Below are 18166 nucleotides of genomic sequence, written 5' to 3'. Positions count from 1 at the left end.
AAGTTCCCTTTCTATTCTGCTGCCGTTAACTTCTGTTCTTTTTCTGTCACTGCGGATGTTCTCGCAATGCCGATACCGGTGAAGCCAAAAAATAAGGCAAAGAAGATAGCGGCGTAGCACTGAATCGCCCAGGGAAGTAAATCCAGCGTGCTCACCCCCAACGTCGTTGCCATGTAGACGCCCGCAGACGTCCACGGTAATAGCGGTTCAATCACGGTTCCCGCGTCTTCAATGGTGCGGGAAAGGTTTTTGGTATCAAGGCCCATACGACGGTACGCGTCTTTAAACAATTCAGCAGGAACCAGCAGCGCCAGCTTTCCGTCGCTTGTCGCACCGGTCACCAGAATCGTGGTACCAATAGTTGCCGCAATTAACTGACCGACACTGTGAATGACCGTCAGTAAGCGGTTAATAATAATGTTAAGCGCCCCTGTTAACGTTAAGGCGCCTGCGAAAGAGAACGCGCAAAATACCAGAAGGATAGTGCCCATCATTGAGAACATTCCCCCACGGTTAAGCAGGCGGGGCACGTCAGCAATGATGCCTTCGCTACCTTGCGCGAACATAGTGATGTTGAATCCATCAATAAAGGCATCCAGCCCTTGCTTGATGCTGAGTCCTTGCACAATCACCCCCAGCACCAGGGCCAGCACACAGGCACTCAACATTAAAGGGATTACTGGTTTCTTACGAATGGCACCCCATAACACAATGACAGGAGGCAAAATCAGAATGATATTAAAGTGGTACAGCGACTCCAGGGCATTGACAATGTCAGTGACACGCTGGGGGGTTGCGACCTCGCCCAACATATTACTGTGGCCCGCAATGAGATAAACCACGGCCGCCAGCAAAAAACTGGGGAGCGTAGTCCATAATAAGTGCTGAATATGCTCGAAAAGGGTAGTATCTGCGACAATTGCCGCAAAATTGGTTGAGTCTGACAGCGGCGATATTTTGTCGCCAAAGTAAGCGCCAGAAACAACAGCGCCTGCTGCTGCTGCCAGGGAAACATCCAGTCCAGCGGCAACCCCCATTAACGCGACGCCAACCGTTCCTGCTGAACCCCATGAGGTACCGGTACATACCGATACGACACTGGTCAGGAAGAAGGCGGCGATGAGAATGTATTCGGGGCTTATTAATTTGAGTCCCCAGTACACCATGTAAGGAATGGTGCCGCTGAACATCCATGTACCAATCAAGGCACCCACGCAGATCAAAATCATGATAACTGGCATCGCTTTCGCGAGTTTGTCCACTATCGAGCTGATAATATCTTCCCAGCTATATCCCTGCCACCAGGCCAATCCTGCGGCGACAGCAGCAGAACAGAGCAACAATGGTTCAATGCGCAACCCCATGATGCCGTAGCCAATAATCAACAGCAGCAGCATGGCTAAGATTGGCAGCACTGCCAGTCCAAATGAGAGCGTTTTTTTCTTTTTTTGAGTGGCATTCATCGATGAATCTCCAGTCTGTAAGGTCGCTCAAGAGTAGATGAACACCCTTTTAGCTGACTGTGATCGTTCGTTCGCCCTCATGTAAGCGATTACATGAGAGTGGTAAATTTGAAGCAGATCACGATTCAGTGGCTTGACCATTCAGTCATTGCGTTCAGGAGAAATAACAGAATCCCGAATAACCAGTTCCGCAACAAAGTTATTCATGCCGGGCTGCTGAGTCATTCCTTTAAAGAGTTGTATTGCCAGTTGAGAAGCGCGACGCGCCATCCGTTCAACCGGATAATGCATCGTCGTCAGTGCCGGAAAGAGATAACGTGCCATCACCACGTCATCAAAACCTACGATAGAGAGTTGCTGCGGTAGCGAAATGCCTTTCTGATGCAAAATGCGCATGATACCGGCAGCCATCACATCATTGAATGTCACTGCGGCGGTGAAAGGAGTCGTGCAGTTAAGAAGCTGGTGTGCTGCGCGTTCGCCGCCTTCTTCGTTAAAAGGTACGCTTATCACCCAGTTTTTTTCTGGTGTAATGCCATATTGAGCCAACGCCTGGCGATATCCTTCCAGTCTCTCGTGGCGATCGATAATCGGTAAATCACTTGTCACACAGGCAATACACCGGTGACCTTGTTCCAGCAGATGCAGCGTTGCCGTTTTCGCAGCGTGACAATTTTCCAGCCATACACAGCGATTAGCCATGCCGGCAATATAGCGGTTCACCACCACCATGGCAGGCAAATGGGCCGCATAGCGCAGCAGCTCCTTTTCAGGCAATCGGCTTGCATGGACCACAATCGCCTCGCATCCCTGGTTGATCAGAAAATCGAGCCCGGCTTTTTCCATGCCTTCGTCGTGGCCGCCGCTGCATACCATCAAACGGAATCTTTCAGCACGTGAGACTTCCTCGACACCGCGCGCAAGGCGAGCAAAAAAGGGATCGGCAAGATTACCTGTCAATAACCCGAGCATATCGCCGCTGCGCTTTGCCAGCGCAATCGCGGCGGCATTACGACGATAATTCAGTTCCCTCATGGCTTTTTCTACTCGTTCACGCGTCACGGGTTCAACCCATGCTGTTTGATTGATGACACGTGAAACGGTTGCGGTTGACACGCCCGCTAGCTGTGCAACATCCTTTATCGTTGCCATAACGTCACCTTATTTTTTTAATGCTTAAGACCTTACATGTTACCTGCCTGTCCTCAGCCACCGCCAGCCCCATGCAACTGAGCGTCCCCTGTATTGCAGCGGGAGGCGGGGGCGTGTACCTCGGGGAGTTGCCGGAGATGAAAATCTTGCTTTGTACGCTGGTAAGGAAAGCCTTTCTACTTTATAGATTCCGATGGACAGAAGCTGGAAATCCATGACGACGATTTACCCCGTCGTCTTAACGCGTGCATGAAACATCCTTAGGAAGCAAGGATGTTTTGCTGATACCCGAAAACGAGTGAAAGAGGGGAACCAGTGAACCGCTAACGCGGTCCACTGGCGAAGGCACAATTATATCATCATGCTGGCAAGCAGAATGAATAGCAGCCCACAGATGGATAACAGCGTCGACATCAGCGTCCAGGACAACAGTGTCTCTTTGGTGGTCAGGCCGAAGAAGTCTTTAATCATCCAGAAGCTGGCGTCGTTGACGTGGGAGCAGATACAGGAGCCTGCCCCGGTGGCCAGCGTAATCAACGCCAGGTTGGTGTCGGGATGTACCGCCAGTAGCGGAATAACCAGCCCGGCGGTAGAAATCGCCGCTACGGTGGCGGAGCCCAGACAAATACGCAGGAACGCGGCAACGCCCCAGGCCATCAGAATGGGGTTAATATCCATGCCTGAGACCAGGGTTGAAATGTACTGACCCACGCCTGAATCGATGAGCACCTGCTTGAATGCGCCACCACCGCCGATAATCAGCAGCAGTCCGGCAATACCCGCAATGGCTTTTCCGCAGGAATCCATCAGTTCAGGGATCGACTTTCCGCGGCCCAATCCCATGGTATAAATGGCGAACAGCAGCGAAATCAGCATCGCAATCGTCGAGTTGCCCAGGAACAGTAACACATTATAAAACGTGCCTGACTCCGAAGCGGTTTTGGTATGGGTCATCTGGATGATGGTGACGACCGCCATCAGGATCACCGGCAGCATCGCTGTGAGAAAGCTGATGCCAAAGCCAGGCATTTCGCTTTCGCTGAACCGTCGGGTCGCGCCGAGAGAGGCAATATTCCCCTCTTTTTTAAACGCGTCAGGAATAATCCGCTGACAGAATTTATTCAATATCGGCCCGCAAAGAATAAAGGTCGGAATACCGACAATAATGCCGTAGATCAGTACCAGTCCCACATCCGCACCATATTCACGTGCAATAACGGTTGGACCAGGGTGCGGGGGTAAAAAACCGTGCGCGACCAGCAAACCGGAAAGCATTGGCACGCACATAAACATCGGCGATATTTTCGCTTCACGGGCAATAGCGAATAAAATAGGGACCAGCAGAATTAAGCCGACTTCGAAAAAAAGGGCGATACCGACGATAAAGGCTGAACAGACCACCGCCCAGTCAAGCCGCTTTTTACCGAAGTAATTCAGCATGGTCAGGGCGATTCGCTGTGCGCCGCCCGCGTCAGCCAGTAAGCGACCGAGCATCACGCCGAAGCCGAAGATTAAACCGATATGGCCCAGCGTGCCGCCAAGCCCGGATTCGACCGACGTGACGACTTTACTCAAATCCATACCACTGGCGATGGCGACAACAATCGAAACAATAATTAAGGAAACAAACGTATTGAGTTTAATTTTAATGGTTAAAAGCAGGAGTAAAGCAATCCCTGCCACAACGATAATTAGTGGCATAACGTCCTCTCATTGTAGGGTAGTGACCGGTGATAATCCGACTACGTAACGCATTAATGCATAGCCGGATTATTCAGCAGTCTGGATATTTTTATTTTTGCTTTAGGTGGTTATTAATATACTCGCTCAGGGCGGTGCCGATTTTATTCACATCATAAATACAGCCCGTCCATGTTCCGCCGCTTACTGCCTGAAGCATTGCCCAAAGCCGGGTGTCGTCTGGCAGTTCAGGATCAGGAAGTAAATCCTGATGACTGGAGCGGGCGATTAATATTGCGGTTGCCTCCTCCCGTGAAGGTAATGTTTCATCGTGACGGGTTCCGAGGAAATTGACTTCGCCCTGAAGTTCACGGCAATCAATTTTAATTTCAATAATATCCCCGGTGCGTAATTTACTGATTGGCCCCCCGGCCAGGGCTTCCGGCCCCACGTGACCAATGCATGCGCCAGTGGAAACGCCCGAGAAACGCGCATCCGTGATCAGTGAGACATGCTTGCCGTAAGACAGATGTTTCAGGGCGCTGGTGACCTGGTAGGTTTCTTCCATCCCGGTGCCGGAAGGGCCAACGCCGATAATGACCAGAATATCGCCCGCTTTAATCTTGTCGTGCTTGATATCGTAAATGGCGCTTTTCTCGGACAGATAAACCTTTGCCACACCTTTATGGTAATAGATGCCTTGCTCATCAATCACTGAGGGGTCGATGGCGGTGGATTTGATCACCGAACCTTCCGGGGCAATATTGCCCACCGGGAAGGTGATCGTTGAGGTCAGGCCGCGCTCCCGCGCGCGTTGCGGTGACATGATCACCTCGTCGGCGTCGATTTGTTCCTGGTCGCGCAGAAGTTGTTTAAATCGCTGCCGCCGTTCGGAGTGCTCCCACCAGTCCAGGTTCTCTTTAAGCGTACTGCCGGTGACGGTCATCACGTCTTCATGCAGCAAGCCAAGTCGACGAAGATGCAACATCACTTCCGGCACACCGCCCGCCATGAATGCATTGACCGTCGGATGATAAACCGGACCATTTGGGAGTACGCTCACCAGGCGGGGCACCCGCTTATTGATGCGGATCCAGTCGTCAACGGTCGGCACATGGCAGCCTGCCTGATGAGCAATCGCCGGGATATGCAGCAACAGGTTTGTTGAGCCGCCGAACGCCGCATGAACCGTCATCGCATTTTCAATCGCTTTATCAGTGAGGATTTCCCGGGTGGTGATGCCTTGTTTACACAAGTTCAACGCCGCTCTCGCGGAGGCTCTGGCGATCTCCTGCCACACCGGCTCGCCGGAAGGCGCCAGCGCAGAGTGCGGGATGGCCAGCCCCAGGCCTTCGGCTACCACCTGCGATGTCCCGGCGGTGCCCAGAAATTGACAGCCGCCGCCGGAAGACGCGCAGGCCTTACAGCCCGCACGGCGGGCATCCTGTAGCGATAACTCCCCATTGGCGAAGCGTGCGCCAATGGTCTGGACTTTGCCATTATCTTCCCCATCCTTCGCGGGCAGCGTTGCGCCACCGGGCACCAGCACGGTCGCTTTGTCATGTTGCGCGGCGAGGGCCATCATGGTGGCTGGAAGTCCCTTGTCGCAGCTTGCCACGCCAATGACGGCTTTCGCATCGGGCAGAGAGCGGATAAGGCGGCGCATTACCATTGAAGCGTCATTTCGGTACGGCAGTGAGTCAAACATGCCCGTTGTGCCCTGAGTTCGTCCATCACAGGGATCGGAAACATACACGGCATAGGGTAGGGCGCGGTTCGCTTTGATCACCTCTGCTGCCGCTTTCATCTGAACATCCAGCTCGTAGTGACCCTGGTGCAGCGCCAGCGCGATGGGCTTCCCGTCTGCTCCGCGTAACCCTCCCAGCGTGCTGAGCAGTAAGATGCCATCGCGATCGAGTTCGTCCGGCGACCAGCCCATACCGGCATTCATGGTCATTCCGAACAGATCCCCGCTGGGGCGGTTGATAAGCATCTCCGCCGTGAGCGGCAGTTCACCGTCAGGACCATCAGCGTGCGTTCTGACGGTGTAGATATCGTGACTTTCGTCAGCAAAAATAGAGCGAACAGACATGATCTTCTCCTCAGAGCGATAAAATTCCCTGCGCAGCCAGCAGTGCATGCACTTTTTCTTTGGCTTCTTCTGACACGTCAAGAATTGGTGGCAAGCAATACGTCTCCACCGGTAATCCGACGCACTGCATGCTGTATTTGATCAGCGAGACAAACGGTGTTTCCAGGGCGTAAATCGCTGGCAGTTGCAGTAGCTTTTTATTCAGAGTGGCGGCAGTTGCCAGATCGTCCTCACGCCAGGCGCGGTAAATACCGACAGAAAGTTCAGGTGCAAAGTTCGCGCTGGCGGATATCGCGCCATCGCCGCCCAGTAACAGGGTGTTGAGTAAATGGTCGTCGTAGCCGCAGAAGACCGAAAATGACGGGCGCACTGACTTTACGGTGTTAATCATCGCGCGCAGATGGCCGACGCTGTCGATGGTGTCTTTGATCCCGACGATGTTCTCATTTTGCAGCGCCAGACGTTTCACCGTCTCCGGAGTTAAGTCCTGGCCGGTCAGATCCGGAAAGTTGTACAGGATCACCGGCAGCGTGACGCTGCGGGCGATCTGCTGGTAATAGTCGTCAAGGTTTCGCGACGCAACCTTCCAGTAGTAAGGGTTGATGGCGACAACGCCGTCAGCGCCGCAGGCTTGTGCATGTCGCGCCAGTTTGACCGCTTCATCCGTGGAAGGCGAACCAACACCAATCAATACCGGCACGCGCCCGTCGACCGCAGCCACGGCTTCTTCGGCAAGTGCCATGCGTTGGGCGGTATTCATCTGGCTAAATTCTCCCCCGGTGCCAAGGTAAAACAGCCCATCGACGCCCTTATTGATCAGGAAGTCAGCAACCTGGCGCATTGCCGTTTTATCAATGGTTCCGTCACGATGAAACGTGCTGGATACCGGTGGAATAATGCCGCTGAATTTTCTCATTACCTCAGTTTCCTTTTCGTAAATACTCATTTTCGTTTCTGTAGCCCAACCCATAAGATATTTGTCCGGCGCATTTGCGGAGCAGTTCCAGATAACCGTCGATCTTATTTCCTGAATAAACCACAGGATCGCCTGAAAGCGAGATTGCATAGTTCACCCGGTTATACATATTGAATACCGGCATACTTAAACATACTGCACCGTAGGTAGATTCTTCGTTGTCTATGGCCCATCCTCGCAGCCGCGTTTTTTGCAACTCTTCCAGAAATAATTTTTTATCGGTAAACGTGTTGCGCGTGTGCGGTGTTAACGTGAGCGCATCGAAAAAATAATCCAGTTCTTCCCGTGTTTTCCAGGCTAATAACGCCTTACCCAGTGCGGTGATATGTAATTCCAGTTTTTTACCAATCCAGCTTTTACTCGTTGGTACTGAGTTCGGGCTTTCAATCTTGTCGAGATAGATTGCTGAAATGCTCTCCATCGCACCCAGATGGCAAACCAGGCCACTTTTCAGTGACAACTCCTGCATTGGGCGTTTTGTCACCTCAAAGATATTTTGACGGTGTAGCGCCTGACAACCCAACTCGTAATTTTTTATTCCCAGTGAGTAATGACCGTTTTTATTTTTGATGAGAAATCCGCATTCCACCATCACATTTAATAAATTAAGCAGGCTGCTTTTGGGAATCTGAAATTCTTTTAGCAGCTCCATATAACTCGCCACGCCGACCCATGCGATGTGGGTTAATATTTTTTCGGCACGAATTAATGAATTACACCCTTTGCGAACCATAATGGAATCCTCCTGCTGGTAGAATAAATGTTATCGGCATTGCTGAGGTGAAAATACACTTTGTTCAACATGCTGAACCGTAATGCGATGATTAAATGTGATCTTGTGCGCAGTTTGAATAGCTGAATTATGGCTCTGTCATTACGCTGAATATGAAAACCTGAAAATGAAAAGACGACAGGTCATCGTGGCATGATAGAGTATGAATGACACAAAAAATATCCGAGGTTTGCGTGATGCAACAAATTGATTTTTACATGGTTGATGCCTTCAGTACCACGACGTTTGGTGGCAATGCCGCGGCAGTCTGTCCGTTAACCGAATGGTTGTCCGATGAGACGTTACTGAAGATGGCTAAACAGCATAACCAGTCAGAAACCGCCTATTTTGTCCCCACGGAAAACGGTTTTGAATTGCGCTGGTTTACTACTCAGGGTGAAATCAACCTGTGTGGGCACGCCACGCTGGCGGCCGCTCATGTCATTTTTGAACATCTGGATTATCCGGGCGACATTATCCACTTTGCTACCCGATTTGTTGGTCCGCTGACCGTTGAACGCAGCGGCGAATGGTTGACGCTGGATTTTCCTGCCTGGAGTACTGAGCCTGTCACGCCCCCCTCTCTTCTGCTGGACGCGTTGGGTATCACGGAATACAAAGACGTGCGCGTGGGGCGTGATTATATGGTGGTGCTGGATAATCAACAGCAGGTCGACGCGCTGCGCCCGAATATTCACGCTATGCTCCCTCTGGGGAAAATGGTTTGTGTCACCGCGCCGGGTGAAGGGAAATATGATTTTGTCAGCCGTTTCTTCTGTCCAGGAGAAGCCGTAGCAGAAGACCCCGTTACCGGTTCTGCGCATAGCATGCTCATTCCTTACTGGGCGGAAAAACTGAACAAGATGGAGATGCTGGCGCATCAGGGCGGCGAACGTGGTGGGGTGTTACGCTGCGAGAGTGTCGGGCAGCGTGTTCATATCGGCGGACAGGCAACCACGTATCTGCTGGGTAAGGTCTTGTTGCGCCAGGACTTACAGAATATGACGGTTTAGTATTTATCCATTCTTATATCATTCGCGCTAACGCAATTAAGGGCGAACAGATGAAGAAAAGTTGAAATTGACTTCGTGGGGGAAATATCGGGTTTCCCCCGCGATCTTGTTAATATATATGACTACCAGCGTCCTCAATCTGGCATCATTTTTACAATCTGTTAACTGAAAAATCCGAAATATCAATAATTATATGAATGGCAAATGAGTAACTCTACAATGCCATAATTTTTAATTAACCTGACGACAACAGAGTAACTTAATTTATCTTATTGACTTTATTGATTTGTTTCATTAGTAAGTGAATTATTTTATACCGGAGCATGGAGTTTTATATAAAATTCTGAACGTTTTACGCATTTATTTAGAGGGGTGCTTTTTATTACGCTAAAGATAATATAGGAGTTAAAATAATTATCAGCTTATGGTAAGTCGTTGACAATTAATTACCGGGTGAACACTGGAATTGACGTAACGCAAAGGGAAAGGATATCGATACTTATGGACAATATACCAATACGTCGTTGTTATAAAAAGAGTTGCCAGATTTCTGCTATTGCGCTCGCCATCAGCGCCGCCCTGACAGCATCGCAGGTTAATGCAGTTGTCACTACAAGGGTCACCGCTGAGAATGGGCAGGATATAACATTAACCCCTAATGAGCAGTACGTTACTAATGATATGACGTTAATTGCTTACAATACCGGCACGATTAGGGGGGAAGATGTTTTTCTCACGGCTAATTACAATGGCAGTGGTAGGGCCGTCGTTATGGCTTATGCCGGGGGAAAGGTCATTCTCAAGGGCGCAACAATAAATCATTTAACAAACATGATTGGTTTTAGCCGTGACCGCACACAGGCTATTCTCGCCTATGGCCAGGATTCTTTTGTTGATATATCTGACTCCAGAATAGAGAGTTTTTGTTATATTGCGCAATTATCAGATGGCGCGACGGCCAATATCCATAATACAGAGATGATTGCACATGAGCATGGATTAACTGCTAAGGATATTGGCACAAGCATTCATGTGACGGATTCTGATATCTCAATGCTTAGTCAGTCGACCGGTTTCAATGCACGTAATGGCGCGCTAATCACAGCCCAGAATACGTATATTCATGGTAATCGTAGCTATGGTTCGGCATTATCCTGGGATGCCGGTTTCTCGGTGCCAGAGCAGATACAGGCGAGCAAAGGTATTTATGATAATGTCACGATCGAAACGCAGATGAATGACATCGTTGGGTACGGTATCTGGCAAATAGGGCGTTCTCAATTTTTGATGAACAATTCTCACATTATAACGCATGGTAGCAACACCAGTGCCGTATTTGCCGATAAAAGCCAGGAAGTATCGGAAGTTCGTAATACAAAAATAGACATGCTGGGTGATAGTGCTATCGCTGTAGGTATGAAAAATGGTAGCCAGATTCTTTTGGCGAATAACAGTGAAGTGATTACCGCCGGAAATAACAGTTATGCGCTGTATGCGCATCATAATAATAGCGATAGTATTGCGCCCACTACCATTACCGCATCTGATTCAGTTATCACGCTCAACGGTACAGACAGTGTCGGCGCCAGTGTTGAATCTGCGGGGTCACAAATCTATCTTGATAATGTTCAACTGACAACTCGCGGTATTACATCAACAGGGTTACTGGCGAAAACGGCGGGGAGTATTTTGCATGCAGATCGTCTCAGCGCACAAATTCAGGGGGATTCTTCTGTCGGCATGCGGGTACAAAATGGGGCTGATGCTCAACTGAATAACAGCATTCTGAATGTGTCCGGAAACAACAGCCATGGCATTGTCTTTAATACTGTGAGCACAAACGATAGTAATAGTTTACAGATAACAGGTAGCCATATCGAGACGAACGATGGTTATGCCATCCAGAATGAAAGCGGATCGTTAGCGCTGAACCTGAATGATTCTACTATTATCGGCCGTTCGGGAGGCGAGAGCGGTACCGCCATCAACATTAAGGATTTGAGTTCAACAGTGCGATCTGGCGCGGTGGATATTACGGCAGATAATTCACATATCGTCGGCGATATTATCTCACAATCCAATAATGCTGATGCGACTTTAGACGTGACGTTAAACCATGCTTCCTCATTCACCGGCCAGACGACCGATGTTGATAGTATGACACTAAATGATATCAGCCAATGGAATATGACTGACAGTTCGGCAGTTTCAACGCTGTCAAATAACGGTTCGGTCGTTTTTATGCCGCCTGGCAACGGTGGTACATTTAAGACATTGACGGTGAATGGCAATTATAGCGGCGGCGGTAACATAACCCTCAACACGACGTTGGGTGATGATAATTCTGAGACAGATAAACTGGTGGTGGAGGGAAATACCTCCGGCACAACCGGTCTGTTTGTGAATAATCATAATGGCAGCGGTGCACAAACGGCAGATGGCATTGAAGTGATTACTGTCTCGGGTGAATCTGATGGTATCTTCGCGCTAAGAAATCGCGTCGTAGCCGGTGCTTATGAATATCACGTCGCGAAAACGGGTAAGAACTGGTATTTAACCAGTGCTGTCTATGAAGAGCCGGAAGTCCCTGTAACGCCCACTGACCCCACGACGCCAGTGACGCCTTCGCAGCCGTCAATTCCCGCTGAGCCGTCCACGCCCATTGCGCCGTCTCAGCCTGCAGAGGAACATGACGGTGGGGGAGCTAAGGTCATTCGGCCTGAGGCAGGGGCCTATGTTACAAACCTTGCGGCAGCGAATACGCTGTTCCTTTCTCGTTTGCATGATCGACTTGGTGAAACACAATACACCGACTTTTTAACCGGTGAGAACAAAGTGACCAGTATGTGGTTGCGTCAGGATGGTGGACACAATCGTAGTAAGACCCGATCGGGTCAGCTAAAAACACAGACCAATCGCTACGTGGTACAAATCGGCGGGGATATTGCCCAATGGAGTCACCGTGGCCTGGATCGCTTTCATTTAGGCGTCATGGCGGGTTATGGTTACGCGCAAGGTCATACTGATGCTAAGTACAGTACCTATAAAGCAAATAGCAGAGTAGATGGCTATTCGTTGGGATTATATGGTACCTGGTATGCCAACCAGGAGGATAAGTCCGGATTATATGTCGATAGCTGGATACAACATGCCTGGTTTACTAACTCTGTTCAGGGTGAGGGATTAGCGGAAGAGAAATATAATTCTGAAGGATGGTTAGCGTCGATTGAAGCAGGATACAGCTTTAATCTAAGCCAGAGCGATAACGTCAGTTACTGGCTTCAGCCAAAAGCTCAGGCGATCTGGATGGGTGTCCATGCAGACAAACATGTTGAAACGAATGGTACAAGCGTCACGGGCAATGGCGATAACCTGTCAACGCGTTTAGGTCTGCGCGCTTATCGCCAGCAGACGGATGCTGACACTGGCCGAACACTGCAGCCGTTTGTTGAAGTGAACTGGTTACACAATACGAAAAACGTCGGTGTGACAATGAATGACGTGTCTGATTATCAGACAGGCACACGTAACATCGGAGAAGCTAAAGTGGGTATTGAAGGCAACGTCAACCAAAGGCTGAGCGTATGGGGCAGTGTCACCCAACAAATCGGTGACAAAGGATACCGTGATTCTCAGGCTTCCATTGGCTTCAAATACAGCTTCTGATGCTTTTACACTTCGTGGATAAACGCTCTGTCGCCTCGCTTCTCGTGACCCGGGCGTTTATTCTCATTGGTACTTAAGATTTGCGACGTCAGGATGAAAGATAATCACGCTTAAATGAGGAGGGAGTATGTTTTCTTACATCATGCTGGGTACGAACGATCTGCCACGAGCCATCGCTTTCTACGATCCATTAATGGAACTGCTTGGGCATCCGAAGGCAGGCCGGGGCGAAGAGGGCGCATCATGGGGGACGTTCAGTGAAAATCACACCACAGGACTGTGCGTCGGCAAACCCTTCGATGGTCAGGCTGCTGGTGTCGGTAATGGCACGATGGTGGCGCTGAATGCCCGATCCGTCGAACATATCCAGCAACTTCACGCGCTCTCGCTTCGCCTGGGCGGCACGGATGAAGGCGCGCCGGGGCACAGACCGCAGTATGGACAAGGCTTTCATAGCGCCTATGTCAGAGATCCCGACGGCAATAAGCTGGCATTTGTCTACTATGCAAACGCATGCTGAACACAGTTAACGCCTCAAAGGAAAGTCTATTTTCTTCGTAAAGAGCACTCGCCCTTTTTGAATTAGCATTGTGTGATAGTACAAACAACACACAAAATTGAAGCAAAACGCATGAAGACAAATAATAAGCTTTTTATGTCAATGGGTGAGTGTTCTTTTTCTTCTACCTGCCATAAGGACGGTGGGTGACGTGTAAGCATCGCAATAACCGTGAGAAGGCCCCCGATTTGGACAGCGATCACATTTTTCCGACCTGCGCATATCCCTGCTGACATTACGTGTTACCATTCACTCCGTAAATACCTTTCAACTCAACCCGAGGCTTTGATGCTGGAGAATGTAATCATCTGATAATCAGTTTCCCCGACCTTTCCAGGCCGGACTGATTATCAATGCGCCGAAATCGAATGCGGACACTGTTGTGTGTTTGCACGTTTTGCACATGATGATTAAACAGGTTTTCCAGTATGAATTTATCCCGTCAGGAACAACGTACCTTACACGTTCTCGCCAAAGGTGGACGTATTGCGCACGTCCGCGATGCGTCAGGCCGCGTCACCGCCGTTGAATGCTACAGCCGCGAAGGGTTGCTGCTCGCCGACTGTACGCTCGCCGTCTTTAAAAAACTCAAAACCAAAAAACTGATCAAATCCGTCAATGGTCAGCCGTACCGTATTAACACTACCGGGCTGAACAACGTTCGCGCACAGCCAGATAACCGCTAAGGAGAGCATTATGACAACACGCAATTTCACTTTTCATATCACCGATAAAAGTGATGCTATCGATATCCGGGAAGTCGAAACCTGTGCCTTTGGCTACAGTAAAGAGGCCTGCCTGGTGGCTTCTTTGCTCGAGGATGACACTGCGCGTCCAGCGTTATCGTTGCTGGCCAGACATGAAGGTAAAGCTGTCGGGCATATCCTCTTTACGCGGGCGACCTTCAAAGGAGAAGTGGATTCCCCGCTGATGCATATCCTCGCTCCCCTGGCGGTCATACCTGAATACCAGGGAAGAGGCGTGGGCGGATTATTGATTCGTACCGGTTTAGAACATTTACGGGCGATGGGATGCCAGCGCGTTTTTGTACTTGGTCATGCTACTTACTATCCGCGACACGGATTCAAACCCTGTGCCGGAGAGAGAGGCTATCCAGCACCTTACCCCATAGCGGAGAAACACAAGGCCTGCTGGATGATGCAGTCCCTCTCCGCACAACCCTCTGAACGTGCCGGCGACATTCAATGTGCGCAGGCCTTAATGAAACCGGAGCACTGGCGTGAATAACAATCGGACTGAACGCTCTCTTTTTCGCAATGCAATGAAAGGAATTAACTAATGGATATCCCACGTATTTTTACGATTAGCGAAAGCGAACACCGCATTCATAACCCGTTCACGGCGGAAAAGTACGCCACATTAGGCCGGGTGTTACGCATGAAGCCGGGGACGCGCATCCTCGATCTCGGCAGTGGTTCAGGTGAGATGCTCTGTACCTGGGCGCGCGATCACGGCATTAACGGTACCGGTATCGACATGAGCCAGCTCTTTACCGCGCAGGCAAAACAGCGTGCTGAAGAACTCGGCGTCAGCGAACGCGTTCATTTTATTCATAACGACGCGGCGGGTTACGTCACGGATGAAAAATGCGACGTGGCGGCCTGTGTTGGCGCGACCTGGATTGCCGGTGGCGTTGCCGGAAGTGTCGAGCTGTTGGCAAAAAGCCTTAAGCCTGGCGGAATGATACTGATCGGTGAACCCTGGTGGCGCCAGGTTCCCGCGACGGAAGAGATCGCCAAGGCTTGTGGGGTTTCGTCGAAGGCTGATTTTCTCACCCTCCCTGGGCTCGTCGCTTCTTTCGACGAACTCGGCTATGACGTTGTGGAAATGGTACTGGCAGACCAGGAAGGCTGGGACCGATATGAAGCGGCGAAATGGCTGACGATGCGCCGCTGGTTAGAGGCTAACCCAGAGGATGCTTTTGCCGATGAGGTCCGTGCGGAGTTGACGATAGCGCCTAAACGCCACGTCACATACGCCCGGGAATACTTCGGTTGGGGCGTATTTGCGTTAATCGCACGATAACGTGAGTCATACGGTATAGCCTTAGGGCTATGCCGTATTCTCATCTGATGAGAAGCGTTGCAGCGAAAAAAGATGAACCGTATTAAACATAATCCTCCAGCCTTCCTTCTTTACACATCACAATGACTTCCTGCCAGGCTTGTCAGTGGTTAATCGTTAAAATCGGGGTTGTGGATTATTTTTGTGACGCGTTTATAATATTTTTTAATAATTTGAGAGATGGCTCGTTCTTTTTTTAATTAAGTTAAATTGGTTGTGTTAACAGTTATCGCAATGCTCTCTGTCTTTATTTTTGGGATTATTCTTTCATTTAGGAATAATCTTAAAATTTATTTTTGATGATTCTTAAGGTTAGCGCCATGATTATTTTATTTTCCTAAATGGGGATTAAATAATCCTAATTTTTCATTGATGTTCTCTGTTTTTAAGTTAATTATTTGTTCTTTTTGTGTTTCGTTTTTGTTTTATTATGTGGTTTTGTGGCATTCCTTAACAAATTGATATTTATATGTAATTTATGTATTTTGTTAATAGCATGATCTGCTTTAACGATAAAAATAAAAATAGTGATAGCTGGTTCCTATCATGATGTACCGGATTGAACAGTTATATCATTTGGCAGTTTTTTTTAAGTTAAGTGTATATTTGCAAATAGCGATACAAGGAGGGATAACGTGGTTGTCGATGATAAAATTTCTCCACTGATCGCTCTTGCGCTGAGTGAAATAAAAAATCGGGCTGCGAGGCCGACAGATCGGAAACCATTTTGCTTTCGTCCTGCAATGTGGGTACAAACACGATGCTGTTGTGCCATAGTCGCTGAATATACATTAGTGAGTGTTTCAGACAAACAAGATAATTTGTTCCTGAAGCAGCATATAAATTTTTGTGACTCAATCAATCTGATTATTGAAAAACTTAAGAATGCGCAGGATAACAGTGGCGTTCAGACGTGTGAGTTCTGCCAGTTTATGGCGAAGATGAATAGGGCTGATAAACACACGCTCAATGCGATTGTTTGTCTGGATACCTATGCTGATGCTTCGCAATATCTGGGGTTGAGCCAGAAGTCGATATACTCAAGGTTGTACAGCATTCTTGAGCGTATTAACGTAAGGGATAAACGATTATTTTTTCGCTGGTATAAACATATGTTGATTCATTCAACAACATTCCGACCTCGAGGCCTGAATATTGTCCTTTCTGTGGCGGATTTGCCGCCAGGTTCAGAAATGAATGAGACGATCAACGTACGCTAAAACGTAACAGAAAAGGGGATCCTTATGGATTCCCTTTTCGCAGGTAGCGTGCTGGTCTTTTAGCGGTAAAGCGCGACTTTGCCGCCAGATGAGAAATATCACCTCTGGCGAACCATCCCGGTTATATGGACAGAATTTTCACAGTTGTTTTTCGTACAGGCGATAGCGTTTATAGGCAACTCCGCCGATGCGCTCCAGAATTGTGCGCATCCCGCTATTTGATTCCAGAATCCATGACATTTCCAGTGCGTCAATATGGTGTCTGGCAAACGGGGTGCGTAACGCCTCAATTAATAGCAGAGCCATGACCGGGCCAATGCGGCTGAACTGATATTCCTGACGAACGCCCATCAGCGGCACCCGCGCAGTGCGTACGCCGCTTACTTTCAGCCGCCAGAACAGTTTGGCCCAGCCGAAAGGCAACAGCCGACCGTTGAGATCGGCGATAGCCTCATTAATATTCGGCAGGCCAACGATAAAGGCACATGGAACGGAATCTATTTCAGCAATGTGAATCATATCGTCTGGCACAAGGAACTTGAGCTGCTCGCCCATGGTGGCGAATTCGTGCTCTGTAAAGGGGACAAACCCCCAGTTGTGTTGCCATCCGGAGTTGAAAATCTCTCGCAGAATCTGCATTTCTTCACTAAACCGCTTACGGTTGATGCTGCGGATAGTAACCTTTTGACGCACCTGATCCATCATTCGGATCAACGGCGGTGAGAAAGATAAATCAGTGCGCTGCATCCAGTAGGCCAACAGATCGATTCCCTTTGTGTACCCCTGTTGTTCCACGTGAGCGCCATAATAGGGTTTTCCGTGGGGCATTAGCGCGCAGGGCGGTGTCTCAAAGCCATCAACCAGCAGACCGCTTTCCTGATTAATGTTCAGGTTAAAAGGACCGGTGATTTTTCGCGCCCCGGCGGATTTCAGCCATGATTCGGCGGCGGCAAACAGTGCGCTAAAGACCTCGGGATCGTCGATGGCGTCGAGCATGCCAAAATGTCCGGTATCGTTGCCATACCGTTTGCGATGCAGAGTATCAATTTGTGCTGTGATGCGCCCGACGACCCGTCCTGCTTTTTTAGCGACCCACGCCTGCCAGCGGATATGCTCGGAACCCGGATTTTTCGCCGACAGATGATCTGTACGTTCAAGGTGCAAAGGGGCGATCCAGTTGGCGTCGGCGCAATAAAGTGAAGAAGGGAAAGAGATAAACGCGTTGAGGTCATGTTTATTCATGACTTTTTGTATCTGGATCATAAACAGCCTTAAATAAAAAGTGCAGAAATAAACCTATTTGCATTTACTGCCATACGGTAACATCGTTAGCCGAAACGAAATAAGTTACTCAATATATATTTCTCTCTTTTACCACTTAATGCGGTTGGCGATAAGAGAGGGCAATAAAAAAACGTAGCAGAAGATGTTAATGATAACTCTCCATGCAGAGAAGGAAATAAAGTATTTAACCAGCTAATATCATAA

Annotated in this window: 13 protein-coding genes and 1 pseudogene; 7 read left to right on the top strand and 7 right to left on the bottom strand. The window is 49.2% G+C overall.

What is annotated here, in order from left to right; all coding sequences use genetic code 11:
* Positions 1 to 11: 11 nt before the first annotated feature.
* From nhaC to KE671_RS06440, 6 genes are all read right to left on the bottom strand, one after another.
* Positions 12 to 1463, bottom strand: a complete 1452-nt coding sequence (nhaC, locus tag KE671_RS06465; RefSeq protein ID WP_206162236.1) for a Na+/H+ antiporter NhaC — start codon at positions 1461 to 1463, stop codon at positions 12 to 14.
* Positions 1464 to 1604: 141 nt separating this feature from the next.
* Positions 1605 to 2615 carry a LacI family DNA-binding transcriptional regulator gene (locus KE671_RS06460; protein ID WP_206162235.1) on the bottom strand — a complete coding sequence of 337 codons (1011 nt, stop codon included), beginning with the start codon at positions 2613 to 2615 and terminating at the stop codon, positions 1605 to 1607.
* Between the two features lie 351 nt (positions 2616 to 2966).
* Positions 2967 to 4316 (bottom strand): GntP family permease, encoded by a 1350-nt coding sequence (locus tag KE671_RS06455; protein ID WP_206162234.1) that lies wholly within the window; start codon positions 4314 to 4316, stop codon positions 2967 to 2969.
* A gap of 91 nt (positions 4317 to 4407) precedes the next feature.
* Positions 4408 to 6387, bottom strand: coding sequence for a YjhG/YagF family D-xylonate dehydratase (yjhG, locus tag KE671_RS06450; RefSeq protein ID WP_206162233.1), 1980 nt, complete (start codon positions 6385 to 6387; stop codon positions 4408 to 4410).
* 10 nt (positions 6388 to 6397) lie between these two features.
* Positions 6398 to 7303: a dihydrodipicolinate synthase family protein gene (locus tag KE671_RS06445; RefSeq protein ID WP_206162232.1), complete on the bottom strand. Its 906-nt coding sequence runs from the start codon at positions 7301 to 7303 to the stop codon at positions 6398 to 6400.
* Between the two features lie 4 nt (positions 7304 to 7307).
* Positions 7308 to 8096 carry an IclR family transcriptional regulator gene (locus tag KE671_RS06440; protein ID WP_206162231.1) on the bottom strand — a complete coding sequence of 263 codons (789 nt, stop codon included), beginning with the start codon at positions 8094 to 8096 and terminating at the stop codon, positions 7308 to 7310.
* A 236-nt stretch (positions 8097 to 8332) separates the two neighbouring features.
* On the opposite strand from KE671_RS06440, the gene KE671_RS06435 reads away from it, so the two are divergent.
* From KE671_RS06435 to KE671_RS06405, 7 genes and pseudogenes are all read left to right on the top strand, one after another.
* Positions 8333 to 9148, top strand: a complete 816-nt coding sequence (locus tag KE671_RS06435) for a PhzF family phenazine biosynthesis protein (protein ID WP_206162230.1) — start codon at positions 8333 to 8335, stop codon at positions 9146 to 9148.
* A 501-nt stretch (positions 9149 to 9649) separates the two neighbouring features.
* The gene (locus tag KE671_RS06430; RefSeq protein WP_206162229.1) at positions 9650 to 12814 is read left to right on the top strand and encodes an autotransporter outer membrane beta-barrel domain-containing protein; all 3165 of its coding nucleotides are present in this window, start codon (positions 9650 to 9652) and stop codon (positions 12812 to 12814) included.
* Positions 12815 to 12941: 127 nt separating this feature from the next.
* Entirely contained in the window at positions 12942 to 13334 is a 393-nt protein-coding gene (locus KE671_RS06425) for a VOC family protein (RefSeq protein WP_206162228.1), read from the top strand.
* A 467-nt stretch (positions 13335 to 13801) separates the two neighbouring features.
* Entirely contained in the window at positions 13802 to 14059 is a 258-nt protein-coding gene (locus KE671_RS06420; protein ID WP_043001077.1) for a YjhX family toxin, read from the top strand.
* A 10-nt stretch (positions 14060 to 14069) separates the two neighbouring features.
* A pseudogene (locus KE671_RS06415) lies at positions 14070 to 14617 on the top strand (GNAT family N-acetyltransferase).
* 55 nt (positions 14618 to 14672) lie between these two features.
* The gene (locus tag KE671_RS06410; RefSeq protein ID WP_206162226.1) at positions 14673 to 15419 is read left to right on the top strand and encodes an SAM-dependent methyltransferase; all 747 of its coding nucleotides are present in this window, start codon (positions 14673 to 14675) and stop codon (positions 15417 to 15419) included.
* Between the two features lie 674 nt (positions 15420 to 16093).
* Positions 16094 to 16678, top strand: a complete 585-nt coding sequence (locus tag KE671_RS06405; protein WP_206162225.1) for a hypothetical protein — start codon at positions 16094 to 16096, stop codon at positions 16676 to 16678.
* A 138-nt stretch (positions 16679 to 16816) separates the two neighbouring features.
* Here the strand turns inward: KE671_RS06405 and KE671_RS06400 are convergent, their stop codons facing one another.
* Positions 16817 to 17941 (bottom strand): N-acetyltransferase, encoded by a 1125-nt coding sequence (locus KE671_RS06400; RefSeq protein ID WP_206162224.1) that lies wholly within the window; start codon positions 17939 to 17941, stop codon positions 16817 to 16819.
* Between the last annotated feature and the right edge of the window lie 225 nt (positions 17942 to 18166).

It is taken from the genome of Citrobacter amalonaticus (genome assembly GCF_018252635.1).
In the GTDB taxonomy this organism is placed as follows: Bacteria; Pseudomonadota; Gammaproteobacteria; order Enterobacterales; family Enterobacteriaceae; genus Citrobacter_A; species Citrobacter_A amalonaticus_E.
This window is presented reverse-complemented; position numbering and strand designations above follow the sequence as displayed.

Coding starts and splice junctions, on each gene's coding strand:
- nhaC (WP_206162236.1), bottom strand. CDS start 1,463: ATGAATGCCACTCAAAAAAAGAAAAAAACGCTCTCATTTGGACTGGCA.
- KE671_RS06460 (WP_206162235.1), bottom strand. CDS start 2,615: ATGGCAACGATAAAGGATGTTGCACAGCTAGCGGGCGTGTCAACCGCA.
- KE671_RS06455 (WP_206162234.1), bottom strand. CDS start 4,316: ATGCCACTAATTATCGTTGTGGCAGGGATTGCTTTACTCCTGCTTTTA.
- yjhG (WP_206162233.1), bottom strand. CDS start 6,387: ATGTCTGTTCGCTCTATTTTTGCTGACGAAAGTCACGATATCTACACC.
- KE671_RS06445 (WP_206162232.1), bottom strand. CDS start 7,303: ATGAGAAAATTCAGCGGCATTATTCCACCGGTATCCAGCACGTTTCAT.
- KE671_RS06440 (WP_206162231.1), bottom strand. CDS start 8,096: ATGGTTCGCAAAGGGTGTAATTCATTAATTCGTGCCGAAAAAATATTA.
- KE671_RS06435 (WP_206162230.1), top strand. CDS start 8,333: ATGCAACAAATTGATTTTTACATGGTTGATGCCTTCAGTACCACGACG.
- KE671_RS06430 (WP_206162229.1), top strand. CDS start 9,650: ATGGACAATATACCAATACGTCGTTGTTATAAAAAGAGTTGCCAGATT.
- KE671_RS06425 (WP_206162228.1), top strand. CDS start 12,942: ATGTTTTCTTACATCATGCTGGGTACGAACGATCTGCCACGAGCCATC.
- KE671_RS06420 (WP_043001077.1), top strand. CDS start 13,802: ATGAATTTATCCCGTCAGGAACAACGTACCTTACACGTTCTCGCCAAA.
- KE671_RS06410 (WP_206162226.1), top strand. CDS start 14,673: ATGGATATCCCACGTATTTTTACGATTAGCGAAAGCGAACACCGCATT.
- KE671_RS06400 (WP_206162224.1), bottom strand. CDS start 17,941: ATGATCCAGATACAAAAAGTCATGAATAAACATGACCTCAACGCGTTT.